The organism is Planococcus versutus (genome assembly GCF_001186155.3).
GTDB lineage: Bacteria > Bacillota > Bacilli > Bacillales_A > Planococcaceae > Planococcus > Planococcus versutus.
The window spans coordinates 1211071-1226034 of sequence record NZ_CP016540.2 but is presented as its reverse complement, the minus strand read 5'-3'; the positions used below and the strand labels follow the sequence as shown (position 1 = coordinate 1226034).

Annotated in this window: 15 protein-coding genes and 1 other annotated feature (1 of these 16 only partly in view); of the genes, 4 read left to right on the top strand and 11 right to left on the bottom strand. The window is 39.6% G+C overall.

Annotated features, from left to right (window positions below; all coding sequences use genetic code 11):
* Positions 1–47: 47 nt before the first annotated feature.
* Both I858_RS06260 and I858_RS06255 read right to left on the bottom strand, forming a co-directional pair.
* The gene (locus tag I858_RS06260; RefSeq protein ID WP_065524341.1) at positions 48–566 is read right to left on the bottom strand and encodes a DUF84 family protein; all 519 of its coding nucleotides are present in this window, start codon (positions 564–566) and stop codon (positions 48–50) included.
* A gap of 42 nt (positions 567–608) precedes the next feature.
* Complete coding sequence (locus I858_RS06255) at positions 609–1682, bottom strand: M42 family metallopeptidase (protein ID WP_065524342.1); 1074 nt, start codon at positions 1680–1682, stop codon at positions 609–611.
* 164 nt (positions 1683–1846) lie between these two features.
* On the opposite strand from I858_RS06255, the gene I858_RS06250 reads away from it, so the two are divergent.
* Entirely contained in the window at positions 1847–2161 is a 315-nt protein-coding gene (locus I858_RS06250) for a PepSY domain-containing protein (protein ID WP_065524343.1), read from the top strand.
* A gap of 26 nt (positions 2162–2187) precedes the next feature.
* Here I858_RS06250 and I858_RS06245 read toward each other — a convergent pair whose 3' ends face one another.
* The 6 genes from I858_RS06245 to pepV form a co-directional block, all read right to left on the bottom strand.
* On the bottom strand, positions 2188–3042 hold the full coding sequence (locus I858_RS06245) for a YtnP family quorum-quenching lactonase (RefSeq protein WP_065524344.1): 855 nt from the start codon (positions 3040–3042) through the stop codon (positions 2188–2190).
* A 22-nt stretch (positions 3043–3064) separates the two neighbouring features.
* Entirely contained in the window at positions 3065–3715 is a 651-nt protein-coding gene (gene trmB / locus I858_RS06240; protein WP_065524345.1) for a tRNA (guanosine(46)-N7)-methyltransferase TrmB, read from the bottom strand.
* A gap of 21 nt (positions 3716–3736) precedes the next feature.
* The gene (locus tag I858_RS06235; RefSeq protein ID WP_065524346.1) at positions 3737–4651 is read right to left on the bottom strand and encodes a diacylglycerol/lipid kinase family protein; all 915 of its coding nucleotides are present in this window, start codon (positions 4649–4651) and stop codon (positions 3737–3739) included.
* A gap of 169 nt (positions 4652–4820) precedes the next feature.
* A complete protein-coding gene (gene thpR / locus I858_RS06230) occupies positions 4821–5354 on the bottom strand; it encodes an RNA 2',3'-cyclic phosphodiesterase (RefSeq protein WP_065524347.1) in 534 nt (177 codons plus the stop codon).
* Positions 5355–5439: 85 nt separating this feature from the next.
* Positions 5440–6288 (bottom strand): D-amino-acid transaminase, encoded by an 849-nt coding sequence (gene dat / locus I858_RS06225; RefSeq protein ID WP_065524348.1) that lies wholly within the window; start codon positions 6286–6288, stop codon positions 5440–5442.
* A gap of 17 nt (positions 6289–6305) precedes the next feature.
* Positions 6306–7679 (bottom strand): dipeptidase PepV, encoded by a 1374-nt coding sequence (gene pepV / locus I858_RS06220; protein ID WP_065524349.1) that lies wholly within the window; start codon positions 7677–7679, stop codon positions 6306–6308.
* A gap of 175 nt (positions 7680–7854) precedes the next feature.
* Here pepV and I858_RS17490 point away from each other — a divergent pair, with 175 nt between their 5' ends.
* Both I858_RS17490 and I858_RS06215 read left to right on the top strand, forming a co-directional pair.
* Positions 7855–7980, top strand: coding sequence for a hypothetical protein (locus I858_RS17490; protein ID WP_275425620.1), 126 nt, complete (start codon positions 7855–7857; stop codon positions 7978–7980).
* Entirely contained in the window at positions 7977–8198 is a 222-nt protein-coding gene (locus I858_RS06215; RefSeq protein ID WP_008497225.1) for a DeoR family transcriptional regulator, read from the top strand. The genes I858_RS17490 and I858_RS06215 overlap by 4 nt, the downstream gene beginning before the upstream one ends.
* Positions 8199–8335: 137 nt before the next feature.
* Here I858_RS06215 and I858_RS06210 read toward each other — a convergent pair whose 3' ends face one another.
* Positions 8336–9049, bottom strand: coding sequence for a pseudouridine synthase (locus I858_RS06210; RefSeq protein ID WP_065524350.1), 714 nt, complete (start codon positions 9047–9049; stop codon positions 8336–8338).
* A 10-nt stretch (positions 9050–9059) separates the two neighbouring features.
* Positions 9060–10664, bottom strand: coding sequence for a putative polysaccharide biosynthesis protein (locus I858_RS06205; protein WP_065524351.1), 1605 nt, complete (start codon positions 10662–10664; stop codon positions 9060–9062).
* Between the two features lie 129 nt (positions 10665–10793).
* On the opposite strand from I858_RS06205, the gene I858_RS06200 reads away from it, so the two are divergent.
* Positions 10794–12077, top strand: coding sequence for a BaiN/RdsA family NAD(P)/FAD-dependent oxidoreductase (locus I858_RS06200; protein WP_065524352.1), 1284 nt, complete (start codon positions 10794–10796; stop codon positions 12075–12077).
* 293 nt (positions 12078–12370) lie between these two features.
* On the opposite strand, the gene leuS is transcribed toward I858_RS06200, so the two are convergent.
* The gene (gene leuS, locus I858_RS06195; RefSeq protein WP_065524353.1) at positions 12371–14782 is read right to left on the bottom strand and encodes a leucine--tRNA ligase; all 2412 of its coding nucleotides are present in this window, start codon (positions 14780–14782) and stop codon (positions 12371–12373) included.
* A gap of 41 nt (positions 14783–14823) precedes the next feature.
* Positions 14824–14964: a binding site (T-box leader), on the bottom strand; it runs 65 nt beyond the window's last position.

Below are 14964 nucleotides of genomic sequence, written 5' to 3'. Positions count from 1 at the left end.
TGACATTACTGCTATTTACTTTAAAGGTGTTTACAGAGACATGCAACTTAATCGCTGTCACGTTGATACTGCCCAATTAATAATTTCACAATATGACTAAACATTTCTCCACGATTTACTAGACCACTCGTAAAAACACCAACAGCTCCTTTATGCTGACGGATTCCACTTTCATTGGCATAGTCATCCATAATGGATCCAAGCTCTATTCCCGCTCGAAGTTCTATTGCAATTTCCTCTGGCAAAGGAATCTGAGCGCCAGCCGCTGTATACAATTGTCCTTCTTGCGTTGCTAATGCGCCCCAGTTACATAAATATAGCATACCTTCCAATTCATAAACACCACCTTCTAATCCGATGGCAATGTCAAAGTTTCCAAGCGCGTTTTTTGATCGATTGATCGCGCCTTGACGTGTTTCTTGTTGGGAGAATGGTTGTGCAGATACTTCTGAATCTGAGTCTACTGCCGCTAAATCAACTGACCATTCTATGTTTTTCAAAACGCTTGATACGGCATTGATCTTTGCAGGATTTTTAGATGCAATTGCTGCACGTATTTTTTTCATATTCGCTAATCCTTTCAAAAAAAAGAGCCCGAAGGCACTTTTTTAAACATTTTTTTTGATTGTGTCAAGTGTTGTCCGATCTGTCGCTTTTACAAGCTTTGTTAGTAATTCTTTCGCTGCTGCGTAATCATCTGTGTGAATAATTGACGCGGATGTATGAATATAACGAGAACATATTCCAATTACTGAACTGGGAATTCCTTCGTTGGCTGTATGCACACGACCTGCATCTGTTCCGCCTTGTGAAACAAAATATTGATAAGGAATTTTATGTGTTTCAGCGGTATCGAGAATAAATTCACGCATACCCCGATGGGTCACCATGCTCCGATCAAGAATACGTAATAATGTTCCTTCACCAAGCTGACCAAATTCATTTTTGTCACCTGTGGCATCATTTGCTGGACTCGCATCTAGCGCAAAGAACAAATCCGGTTGGATCAAAGAAGCTGCTGTTTGAGCTCCGCGTAAACCAACTTCTTCCATAACTGTCGCACCAGAGAATAACTGATTCGGTAATTTTTCGTCTTTAAGTTCTTTCAAAAGTTCAATCGCTAAGCCACAACCATAGCGATTATCCCAAGCTTTTGCCATAATTTTTTTATCATTTGCCATCGGTGTAAATGGACTAAAAGGGACAATTTGTTGACCTGGATGAACGCCAAGTGCCGCTGCATCTTCTTTACTATCTGCACCGATATCGATTAACATATTCTTAATTTCCATTGGTTTGCTACGTAATTCTTCGCTCAGTAAATGAGGGGGAATCGAACCGATAACACCTGGTATTGTTTTTTCACCAGCAATAATGTCTACGCGTGTTGCTAGCATTACTTGGTTCCACCATCCGCCTAATGGCTGAAAACGAAGCATGCCATTATCAGTAATGTGGGTCACCATAAATCCAACTTCATCCATATGTCCCGCAACCATAATACGTGGACCATTTTCTTGACCATCTTTTACACCAAAAACACTTCCTAAATTGTCTTGGATCAAACGATCTGAGTATTTCTCTAGTTCTTGTCGCATAAATTTGCGGACAGCATGTTCATTTCCTGGAGCTCCCGGTAGTTCTGTCAACACCTTAAACATTTCACGAGTTTCAGCATTCATATGTATATTCCTCCTAACTAATTACCTTTATCAAGTTTAGAGCTTTTATCAGACTATTTCCAGTTTCAGCTCTTTTTTTTAAAGTTTTGTTACTTTCAAGCTTTCATTTCGTCCTTCAAAATATTTATGGTACAATTTATTCAGTAGACAAAGGAGGGATTTTAGTGAGAAATCGTGATTTACTTATTGGATTTGCTACAGGAATCGCTGCAGCATATTTAGTAACAGAAATATACAATCGTTCGGAAAAATTATATCCAGCAGATGACGTTTTAAAAGAAGTTAAATCTGCGTTTAAAGACGAAGGACCGATCGATGGTTCATGGATCTTCATGAAAACCGAACCTTACAAGCAACATGCGGTAACGACTGAAGTTTATAAAGGCGGCATCACGCGCCATAAAGAAGATGAATTGCAACAATTTGAATTTTTAGCTGATGCTTATACGGGCGCAGTAATTGAAGTAAAACAAGTATAAAAAAAGGAGCCCATGGGCTCCTTTTTTTATAGATTTTTTTCTTTACGTACTAGTGATTCAACAATTTCTTTGCCATCCATACTCCATTTTAAGATACGGTAGTAAGCATCATGATAAAAGCTGAAATAGTAACCGTTTTCTAACGCTTCTTTCATTAGCTTTTCTTTTGCATAAATTGAATCCATAGGATAGTCATCAAATGCTAAAACCCATAATGGATTTTGGTGAGCATGTGTTGGCATAATGTCTGCCATATGCAAAATGGTTTCGTTGCCACTAGTCATTTTGATGACACTGTGACCATCTGAATGACCTCCAGTGTGAATTAAAGTAAAGACATCAAACAAAGTCTTCTCGCCTTCAAATGTTTCCACTTGACCGACTATAGGTTCCCAGTTTTCTTTCCAGTATGTATTGCGTGACCGGATATTTGGATTTTGCATTTCGTTCCATTCAACTGCGGACACATGAATTTTGGCATTTGGAAAAGTTGAAACTAATTCATCACCTTGCCACTTGGTTAATCCTGCTGCATGGTCCCCATGAAGATGAGTCATCAAAATCGTATCGATATCTTCCGGCTCTAATCCAAGTTCTGCCAAGTTCTGTTCCACACGTGACTGTTCGGAAACACCTAAATTACGCAATTGACGATCTGTTAGTTTGCCATCACCAAGACCGCTATCAATTAAGATATTATGTCCTTTAAACTGTACCAATATTGGATGCGTTGGCAACTCGATTTGATTTTTTTCATTGCTAGGGTAACGTTTAGACCAGATGACTTTCGGTACTACACCAAACATTGTACCTCCATCTAAAAATGTTGTTCCTCCATCAAGCCAAGTTAAGTTCATCTCGTGAAATTGAAATTTCTGCATTTCTTTATCCCCCTTGTCATGATTACTCTGCTAAAAACTGGGCTTCTAACCGGTAAATCGGCTGACCTTTTTTCGAGAATTTTTCTTCATATTCTGTCATGATGTTCCATTCTGGTTCATTATCATGAAGATCTAGTGATACCTCTTTTAATAACATACCATAATTAGAAATACTCATGAGCGAATATTCAAAAAGTTTTCGATTATCAGTTTTAAAGTGAATTTCACCTTTTTTTGGCAATACGGTTTCGTATAACTTAAGAAACGATTCATGAGTCAAACGACGCTTTGCGTGACGTGTTTTTGGCCAAGGATCTGAAAAATTTAAGTACAGTCTATCCACTTCGCCTTTTTCGAAATAATCGTCAATTTTTTTGGCATTGACCTTTAAAAGACGCAAGTTTGGAACACCGTCTTCTTCTTCAAGAATGGTTTCTAGAGCCGTAACAATAACACTGTCAAAAAGTTCAATGCCTATATAATTAATATCAGGATTAGCTTTTGCCATACCAATAATAAAGCGTCCTTTACCAGTGCCTGCTTCGATGTGAAGCGGATAGCTATTGCCGAAAACTTCGTGCCAATTTCCTTTTTGTTGTTCTGGGTCCGGTATAACAATTTCTGGATGAGTATCCAGTAAATCTGCTGCCCATGGTTTAAAACGTGATCTCATGTTTCATCCTCTTTCTATCTGCTAATTTAGTTGAACTGATTTCCAGTCATGAAAACTTGTACGATAAGAAATTTTTTCATTTGGAATACTCATGCCTGCATCATCCCCGTCAACATGTCGACAAATGGCTTTATCAGTCGTAAGGATAAATTCTGGACCACTCATTTGGCTGACTTCATTAAAACGCGTATGTGTTCCGCTGAATACCGTACCAAAAACCAGTAACAGTTTCAAACGCGAAATTCCATGAACCACTGTTAATTCCAGTAATCCGTCATCGGACTTGGAAGTAGGTGAAATTTTCATACCTCCCCCAAAATACGGCTGATTGCTGACAGTTGCCAGCCACACATCTTCATAAACAAAGATGTCCGCATCACATGTCATCGTTAACTTAAATTTCTTAAACGTGAACAAAGTTCTAATTACATAAAGATAATAAGCCATTTTTCCAAAGCCGACTAGATTTAATTTTTTCTTGAGTATAGATTTATTTACTGCGATAGTAATCTCTGCATCAAAGCCAATCCCTGAGCTACTGACAAATTGATAACTTTCGCCATTGACAAAATCACCAAGATCTTGTCGTTTAAATTGAGGGTTTTTTAGAAACTGCTCAATGGATTGTGCGTCTTTGAATGTACCGTAAGCACGTGCAAAATCATTCCCTGAACCCGCAGCTATAGAACCAATCAGGAGTCGACTCTCACCTGCTGCCCCTACGATGATTTCACGCAAGGTCCCATCACCACCAAAACCAATCAACAAGACCTCTTGACAGTCTCCGCTATATGTCGCAGCAATGATTGTTGCATGCCCAGGAAATTCCGTTAATATGCACTCAAATGGAAATGAAATCGTTTTTCTAAAACGATGCCATCTCTTTAAAGCTCTGCCATTACCGGCAGTAGGATTGATAATAAACACTGTTTTCATAAGCACTCGCCTTTAAACGTAATAGTTAGATAAATTAGGCAGCATATAAACTGAAGAAATCGCTAGAGCTGGAAACTTTCTACGGTTTGTGCTCTTTCTTTAAACATATTCTCGTAAATAAAAAAAGTAAGCGTATAAAGAAACGCACACGTCGTCACTTTATATAGATTTACTTTTCCAATGGATAATTAACAACTTTTTGATAGCGTGGTATTTCTTTAGGTGCAATACGAAACAATGAAAATTCCATAACTTCAAACGAGATTGTAGCAATCGAAAAATACAGTTTTTCCGGTTTGCCACCAGCCCATTTGCTAGCCAATGTAATATGAGGCACAAACTTCTTTGGATCTGCTTTAACTTTTAATGTTTCTAAGGAATTATGTACTTGTTGCTGCAATTCATTTAGCTCTTGACTCGTTTCAAGCGCAGCATAAACAATTCGAGGAGTTGTTGGATTACCAAACGTTTTAATGCTAGTAATTTCTATTTTAAAGACTTTTTGCTTCACATTGGCCAGTAGCTTTTGGATTTTTCCCAATTCATTGTGGATATCTTCTCCGATAAACAACAAGGTTATATGCATATCTTCTGCATGTGTTTGCCTTTTATGACTTTGCAGCTTCCAACTATCTCGTTCTGTAGCTAATTTATCGGCTACGTCACGAGGTATTTTTATACCTATTACATAATGTGGTTTCACTTAGCATCACCTAAATCTAGTTTACCACGCGAACATACACAAAAAAATAGTGATTGGCTAGGACCAATCACTATTTTTAAATTATTTATGATTTTACGCCAACTTGAATACGTGCTTGAAATGCGGTTTGTAATTTACGGGTCAACTCTCCAGGAACGCCCTGTCCGATTTTTTGATCGCCAATTGCGATAATCGGCATTACTTCACTAGTTGTAGAAGACATAAAAAACTCATCCATTTGAAGTGCTTGAGTTTTTGTAAAGGCTGTTTCTTCTACTGGAATTTCCAACTCTTTACATAACTCAAGAATCACGCGTCTCGTTATACCATTTAATATGAGATTCGTCGCAGGATGCGTATAAAGCATACCATTCTTCAATCCATACATATTCGATGAAGAGCCTTCCGTTACAGTTTCACCACGGTGTAGGATGGCTTCAAAAAAGCCTTCTTCATAAGCCTCTTGTTTTGCCAATACATTACCAAGCAAGTTCAAGCTTTTAATATCGCAACGCAGCCAACGGATATCCTCGATAAACTTGGCAGTAACTCCTGATTCTAAACTTGCGACTGGACGCGCGACTGACTTTGTATTGCCGGTAATGACTGGAGTTGCTTGTGTTGGAAATTGATGTTGACGTTCTGCAGCGCCACGCGTGATTTGAACATATACGTAGCCCATATCGATCTTGTTCACTTCCACAAAATCATACATCATTTTATGGAATACGTCTTTCGTATAAGGAATGACAATTTTAATTTTATCAGCACTATCGTAGAATCGGTCAATATGTTCTTTTGCTGTAAACAAACTACCGTCATAAACACGAATTACTTCGTAAATACCGTCTCCAAATTGATAGCCACGATCTTCTTTCGAAATCACCAAATTTTCTTCTTGAATAAACTCACCGTTGTGCAAAATCAAATCCATGTCCATTCCTTCTTTCCTTATTTTTTGCAAGCTAATTGATAAATTGCTTCTGCATAAATGGCAGTAGCTTTAATTAAATTGTCAATGTCAACAAATTCATCTGCTTGGTGAGCAACATCTGGTTCACCAGGAAATAGCATACCAAAAGCTACACCTTTGTCTAACACGCGTGCATAAGTACCACCGCCAATGGCAATGAGCTCTGCTTTTTCACCCGTTTGTTTTTCATATGCGTTTTGCAGCGTTTTAATGAATGAATCATTTCCATCTAGATGATGAGGTCTAGAATTAGACGAAATTTCCAAGACGAAATTTTCTAGCTTATAAGCTGTGACTTTATCTTCAAACGGATAACTAATTGAATACCTCATGCTGACTGTAATCATCGCTGTTTTCTTTTTCTCAAAACGAATAATTCCTGCATTGAATGTGGTATCACCAGATTGGTCATCTGTATAATTCAAACCAATTTTGTGACCTCGTGAATCTTTGTAAAACATATCAGCGACAAAAGCTACAAATTTTTGACCATCGCCTTCTAGTCGATCCTTTAAAAATAATGCTAACAAAATACCTGCATTAACGCCATCATCTGGTTCCATAGCGTGTGCTGACTTTCCATGTAACGTTAGTTCAGTTGAGCCGTTATGCTGTTCGACTACTCCAGTCACGTTATGCTCTTTACAAAATGCTTTAAACTCCTCTTGCCATTCTGCCAGTTGGCCATTTAAAATAGCTGTCGCTTTGTCTGGCACCATGTTTGTTCGGTGACCTGCAATAAAAGATTCTAAAATCGCATCTTCATGCATGGAAAATGTTGAAAACACCAATGTTGCGATTCCTTTTTCGGCGTTGATGATAGGAAAATCCGCATCTGGTGTAAAGGCAATAGAAGGCATTTCTTCTGTTTCAAAATAACGGTCCATACAGCGGAATCCACTTTCTTCATCAGTTCCAATGATCAGGCGTACGCGTTTTGTAAATTCCACTCCTGCATCTTTTAACATATTGAGTGCCGTCCAAGCAGCTATAGTTGGACCTTTATCGTCAATTGCCCCTCGTCCATAAAGTCGACCGTTCTGAATTTCTCCACCGAATGGCTCTTTCGTCCATCCGCTTCCAACAGGGACGACGTCAACATGTCCTAAAATGCCAAGCAGTTCCTCTCCTTGGCCAATTTCCAGATGACCTGCAACATTTCCAACATTTTTTACCGTATAGCCTCGCGTTTTTCCTTTTTCTAAAAACCACTCTAATGCTTGTTTGACATCTTTACCAAAAGGAGCTGTTGGTGTTGTCTCTTCGCTCAATATACTGGGAATCGCAATTAACGCTTGCAATTCACTCAATATGGTCTTTTCACGTTTTTTAGCTTCTTGTAGCCAATCCATGGTTCACACTCCTTTTTGTTATGGCTATTGTACACCTTTTTTCATCAAATTAAAGATATTGTCTATAATTTGATGAAAAGATTCAGTCTTTACCTGTAAATTTTGTGTAAATAGAAGGGAATTCCTAGAAAAAATAATGTTTTTCCGTTATAATGAAATTGTCAGATTAGTAAGATTGACATATCTTTTAGGAAAAGGGGCTGTCTTTGGCATCTATTTTAAACTTGCTGCACTACTATCAGCACCTCGTCCGCTAGTCATTGCCAATGGGAAAAAAGATGAAGGAGTGGTTCAAGTATGAAACCCACAACCGATCGAATGCTCATTCGAATTAAAGACATGTATAAGTACATTCTCGAGAATGGGACTGTAACGACGCAAGATCTTGTTGACGAATTTGGCATCACTCCTCGCACCATTCAAAGAGATTTGAATGTGTTAGCCTTTAACGATTTGGTGTCCAGTCCAACTCGAGGCAAATGGACAACGACGCAACGAAAAGTGAAAATGACGTCCTAGAAGATTCCTAAACAAAGAAAATGACCGCAGTTATGCGGTCATTTTCTTTGTTTAAAGAGTCGTTTTTAAAACTTACTATTCGCTTTCTGTAGATAAAGCAGTCGCTCAGCATCAGCTTTGCCTTTTAAAAAATCAAATCATTTTCTATCTTTTAACCTGCTTACTTCTTCTGCTGTTAAATGACGATAGTCACCGAGATTTATGTCCGGGTCAAGACTAAGCGGTCCCATAGACAACCGCTTTAAATAGATTACGCGTTTTTCGACGCTTTCAAACATCCGTTTAACTTGATGGAATTTGCCTTCGGTGATGGTTAATTCAATTTTAGAAACTGCGTCACTTTCTAGGATCCGTAAATGTGCAGGCTTTGTCACGTATCCATCACCGAGTGCAACACCTGTTTTAAAAGCGTCTGTATCTTCTTCGGTTACAACTCCTTCGACATGTGCAAAATACGTTTTGTCCACATGCTTCTTAGGCGAGAGCAATTCGTGTGCCAACTTGCCGTCGTTTGTTAGCAACAAAAAACCTTCTGTATCTTTGTCCAAACGTCCGACTGGAAACGGCTCGAAATGATGTTCACTTTCAGTCAATAAATCGAGAACGGTTTTGTCGTGTTTGTCTTCTGTTGCTGAAATCACACCTTGTGGTTTATTCATCATTAAATAAATAAACTCCGTGTATATAATCGCGTCTCCTTCGATCGAAACAATATCATCATGTTCATTAACATGTATTTTCGGATCTCGGACGATTTCTCCGTTTACTTCAACTGCTTTTGATTTCAGTAAAATTTTGACTTCTTTTCTAGAACCGTATCCCATATTCGAAAGAAATTTATCTACACGCATTGTGTCACTCCTAAAAGCCTAATTTCCGCGAAATTTTTGTTATTTTCGAGCCCATCAATTTTTGTGCGAGTCCCGTCTTAAGACCAAGATAACCATAAACAATTATTCCAACTCCACCAACTATAAGTATGCGCAGCATTGATAAGAATTTATTGTCCATTCCTATAAACAAATCTAATCCAGATAGCGATAAGAAAACGGCTCCTGCCATAATCATATTTAAGATAACAATCAAAATTACGCGTCTTCCAACCATTTGCGAATGGTAATTCATTGTTTTAACAATCACTAACATGTTCATACCAATAGCCACTACATAACCAATAATCGTCGCCGCAATAGCGCCATCTGTTTCAAAACGTTCGATTAACGGTGTATTTAATACTGCTTTTAGTAATAGACCAGTAGACAAGTTAATAATGATCCATTTTTGTTTATTGATTCCTTGTAAGATAGAAGCCGTTACTGGGAATGCTGCAAACAAAATTGCTACTGGCAAGTAATGCGCCAAAATTTCAGAACCAACCTCACTGACTTCATAAAACACGTGGTATAGCTCATCAGACAACATGGTCATGCCGATAACAGCAGGTAAAGTTAAGAACAACAGCAACTGAATTGACTGGTCAAGTGTTCGTGATACTTGCAAATACTCTTTCCGCGTAAAGTGTTTAGTAATCAATGGAATCAATGCCATTGAAAATCCAGTAGCGAGCATTACAGGTATCATCACTAGTTTGTGAGCAGTCAAATTCAATATTCCAAGAAGATCGATTTCAGAGAAATTGCCACCAGAGCTCATTGCTCGGTTAAACGTCATTAAATCAACGAATTGGAATAAAGGATTGGCAATTCCAAGGAAAATAACTGGAACGGCATAAATCAAAATTTCTTTGTACATATCACGTAACGTCACGTCATACGATTCTACCGAGTTTGCTAATAATAGATTGTATTCGGGTTTTTTCTTTTTCCAGAAATAACCCAATGTGGCTATCCCTCCAAGCGCTCCAACTGCAGCAGATAATACAGCAAATTGAATCGCTGTTTTTGGCGTCCCGTCAAAAATATACAGAACGGCAAAAGACCCACCTAAAAGGAAGACAATCCGAACAATTTGCTCAACCAATTGTGACACTGCGGTTGGCATCATGTAATTATAGCCTTGGAAAAATCCTCTCCATAAACTCATAAACGGAACGACGATTAATGCGAAACTGACCCAGCGAATGGCTTCCGTAATGTCGCCTACTGAATAAATAAGTTCGTCTTCAGAAATGGTGATGCGCGCTAGTGGTTCTGCAAAGATATAAAGTAAAAGAAACGACACAAAACCAGTAATCATCATAGTCAAAAGACCCGACTTTAATAAGCGCCTACCGGTTTCGTAATCACCTAGAGAATTGTATTTCGCGGTAAATTTCGAAAATGCAATCGGTGCACCTGATATGGCTAGCGCCAACATCAAGTTATACGGGATGTAGGCATATTGATAAAGTCCAATGTTATCTTCTCCTACCATGCTATAAAACGGGATGATATAAAGAACTCCAAGTATTTTTGACAAAAATAGACCCAATGTTAAGATGGCTGTACCTTTAATTAATGACGACATTTTACACTTCCTGACTTGTTCATAATAAAAACAATCTACACGATAGTTTACACCTATAGATGAAATTACTCAACGTGTTTCACTACATCGTGTATACTTAAAAGAAAAACGAAAGCGAGTTCTTATTCTATGTATGACGTTATAATCGTAGGCGGAGGTTCCTCTGGCTTAATGGCATCAATTGCCGCAGCTTCTACTAACCAAAAAGTTTTACTGATTGAAAAAGGAAAAAAATTAGGAAAAAAATTAATTATTTCTGGCGGTGGACGCTGCAACGTAACAAATCGGTTGCCACTTGATGAAATTGTCAAACATATTCCAGGGAATGGTCGTTTTCTTCACAGCCCTTTTTCTGTATTCAATAACGAAGACATTATTTCTTTCTTTGAAGGACTTGGTGTGGCCTTGAAAGAAGAAGATCACGGTCGTATGTTTCCCGTTTCTAACCGTGCTCAAGACGTTGCAGACGCGATGTTTAAAGAAATGGAACGACTCCATGTCACCATATTATTGGATTCGCCTGTTAAAAAATTATTGATGACCGATGAAAAAGTGACCGGCGTTCGTCTTCATACCGGTGAAGAATATACAGCGAAAGCAGTGGTTGTAGCTGTCGGAGGCAAAGCGGTTCCGCAAACTGGCTCTACTGGAGATGGCTATCCGTGGGCAGAAAAAGCAGGTCATTTAGTTACAGAACTTTATCCAACCGAAGTACCGCTTTTATCAAAAGAACCGTTTATCGTCAGCCGTGAACTTCAAGGCTTAGCTTTGCGAGATGCTGCTGTCACCGTATTAAACAAAAAAGGCAAAGCGCTAGTTACGCATCAAATGGATATGCTGTTTACTCATTTTGGATTGAGCGGTCCTGCAGTGTTACGTTGCAGCCAATACGTCGTGAAAGAAATGAAGAAAAATGGTGGACAACCAGTGGAAATGCGTATTAACACCTTGCCGGATGAAAATACAGAATCTGCCTTTCAACTGCTAAACAATATGATGAAAGACGAACCCAAAAAATCATTGAAAAACGTTTGGAAAAGTTTGGCGCAAGAGCGTTGGTTGCTGTTCTTGATGGAACGAGCTGCTGTTGATCCACTGCTCACTGGTGCAGAACTGCCAAGTGACAAAGTTCGAGCTATGGCACAACAGCTAACGGCATTTGCCATGTTTGTTAACGGAACACAATCTATTGAAAAGGCGTTTGTAACTGGCGGCGGTGTTTCCATTAAAGAAATCGAACCCAAAACGATGGCTTCTAAAAAGAAACCTGGTTTATATTTTTGTGGTGAAATTTTAGACATTCACGGTTATACTGGTGGCTACAACATAACTTCTGCCCTAGTGACGGGCAATGTCGCTGGTCAAAGCGCAGCTCGTTATGCACAAGAGCACCAACTTGAGAGCCTCACTTAAAAGTGTTGGCGGCGTTAAATCTACCTTCAAAATTCAAATCAACTCGCTCCGAGCGATATATGAGAACCCAAAATCTACTTTTAATAACAAAAAGAGGCAGACCGGAAAAATTCCAGTCTGCTTCTTTTTGTTATTCGTTTTAAAATGCATCCAGAAGACTCCGCTTTTCTTTGTCTAGACTCCATCTTCCAGCTCCTCGGGTCTTAAGTCAGCCCTGCTGTGCGGCAAAAAACGCCACTTCGCCGGTCTGTCTTAAGCCTGTCGGAGCTACCGGAAGATTCTGCTTTTCGTTGTTAACCTACAACAATGTTAACCAGTTTCCCTGGAATCACAATGACTTTGCGAACTTGTTTGCCTTCTGTTGCTTTTTGAACATTGTCGTCTGCAAGAGCTGCTATTTCTGCTTCCTCTTTTGTGCAGTCTTTTGCAATGGCTAGTTTTGCTTTCACTTTGCCGTTTACTTGTACGACTACTTCGATAACGTCATCGATCATTTTCGACTCGTCGTACTCCGGCCAGTTTTCGTAAGTTACAGTTTCTGTATGTCCTAATTTTTCCCATAGCTCTTCTGCTAGATGAGGTGCGATTGGTGACAATAGTTTAACAAAACCTTCTACGTATGCTTTCGGAATCCCATCAGCTTTATAGCCTTCGTTAATAAAGACCATCATTTGAGAAATGGCTGTGTTAAAGCGCAATCCTTCAAAGTCATTTGTCACTTTCTTAACGGTTTGGTGATAGACTTTTTCCATCTTGCCATCATTTGCATCCGTTATTTTCGCACTCAATTGCTCTTCATCCATAAACAAGCGCCAAATGCGATCAAGGAAACGACGAGAGCCATCTAAGCCATTTGTTGACCATGCAATGGACGCTTCAAGTGGGCCCATGAACATTTCGTACATGCGCAATGTATCTGCACCGTGGCTTTCGATAATTTGATCAGGGTTCACGACATTGCCTTTTGATTTCGACATTTTTTCGTTTCCTTCACCCAAAATCATACCTTGGTTAAATAGCTTTTGGAAAGGTTCTTTTGTTGAAACTACACCGATATCATAAAGCACTTTATGCCAGAAACGTGCATACAGCAAGTGAAGCACAGCATGCTCGGCGCCACCGATATAAACATCTACCGGCAACCAGCGCTTCAATAGTTCAGGGTCTGCTAGCATTTCATCGTTTGTCGGATCGATAAAACGCAAGTAATACCAGCAGCTTCCTGCCCATTGTGGCATCGTATTGGTTTCGCGGCGACCTTTCATACCCGTTTCTGGATGAACAATATTGACCCAATCGGTAATATTGGCAAGTGGTGACTCACCTGTTCCACTCGGTTTAATATCCGTCGTTACTGGCAGCATCAATGGCAAGTCTTTTTCTTCTACGGGTGTCATCGTGCCATCTTCCCAGTGGATAATTGGAATCGGCTCTCCCCAGTAACGCTGACGACTAAACAACCAATCACGTAAACGATACGTGATTTTCTTGTCGCCAACTTTTTTATCCACTAGCCAATCAATGGCTTTTTCAATGCCTTCTTTTTTGTTCAATCCATTAAGGTAATCAGAATTGATCAATTCACCGTCGCCGGCATAGGCTTCTTCTTTGATATTGCCACCTGATACAACTTCCACAATCGGCAAATCGAATTGTTTCGCAAATTCATAATCACGCTCGTCGTGAGCCGGAACTGCCATGATCGCACCTGTTCCGTAAGTTGCTAATACATAATCGGCAATCCAAATCGGCATTTTTTCGCCACTCGCTGGATTGATTGCATAAGCGCCTGTGAAGACACCTGATTTGTCTTTCGCCAAATCGGTGCGTTCCAAATCACTTTTTGTTTTAACATCATCAATGTATTTTTCAACAGCTGCTTGTTGATCTGTTGTTGTAATCGCTGCTACCAATTTATGTTCAGGAGCTAGTACCGCGTATGTCGCACCAAAAATTGTATCTGGACGTGTTGTAAATGCGCGGAAAGAATGTTCGGTATCCGCAACTTGGAATTCCAGCTCTGCACCTTCTGATTTCCCAATCCAGTTGCGTTGCATGTCTTTCAAGCTTTCCGGCCAATCCAAGTCTTCTAAATCTTCAAGAAGACGATCTGCGTAATTCGTAATACGCAATACCCATTGACGCATTGGACGACGCTCAACCGGATGACCTCCACGTTCTGATTTGCCATCAATGACTTCTTCGTTTGCCAAAACTGTTCCGAGTGCTGGGCACCAGTTAACTGCTACTTCGTCAACATACGCCAGTCCTTTGTTATACAACTGAATAAAAATCCATTGTGTCCATTTGTAATAAGACGGATCTGTTGTGCTGATTTCACGGTCCCAGTCATAAGAAAATCCAAGTTCTTGAATTTGACGCTTAAAAGTTTCAATGTTTTTAGCTGTAAATTCAGCTGGGTCATTTCCAGTATCCAGAGCATATTGCTCTGCTGGCAAACCAAATGCGTCCCAGCCCATTGGGTGAAGAACGTTGTACCCTTGCATGCGTTTGACTCGGCTTAAAATATCCGTCGCCGTATAGCCTTCTGGGTGTCCTACGTGAAGTCCAGCACCTGATGGGTACGGGAACATATCTAGTGCGTAGAATTTTGGTTTTGATAGGTCATCCACCAGTTTAAACGTCTTATTGTCTTGCCAATATTTTTGCCATTTTTTCTCAACTAGTTTGTGTTTGAATGTCATTTTCGATTCCTCCTCAAAATAAAAAAATCCCGTCCCTTGAAATAAGGGACGGGATTTTCCCGCGGTACCACCCAAATTAGCGATGACTCGCTCAACTTGATTCCTTAACGCGGAAAACGGTGTATCTTACTTAGTTTCACATACACGGACTCCAAGGCGAGTTCATTTGCGCATTTTACCAG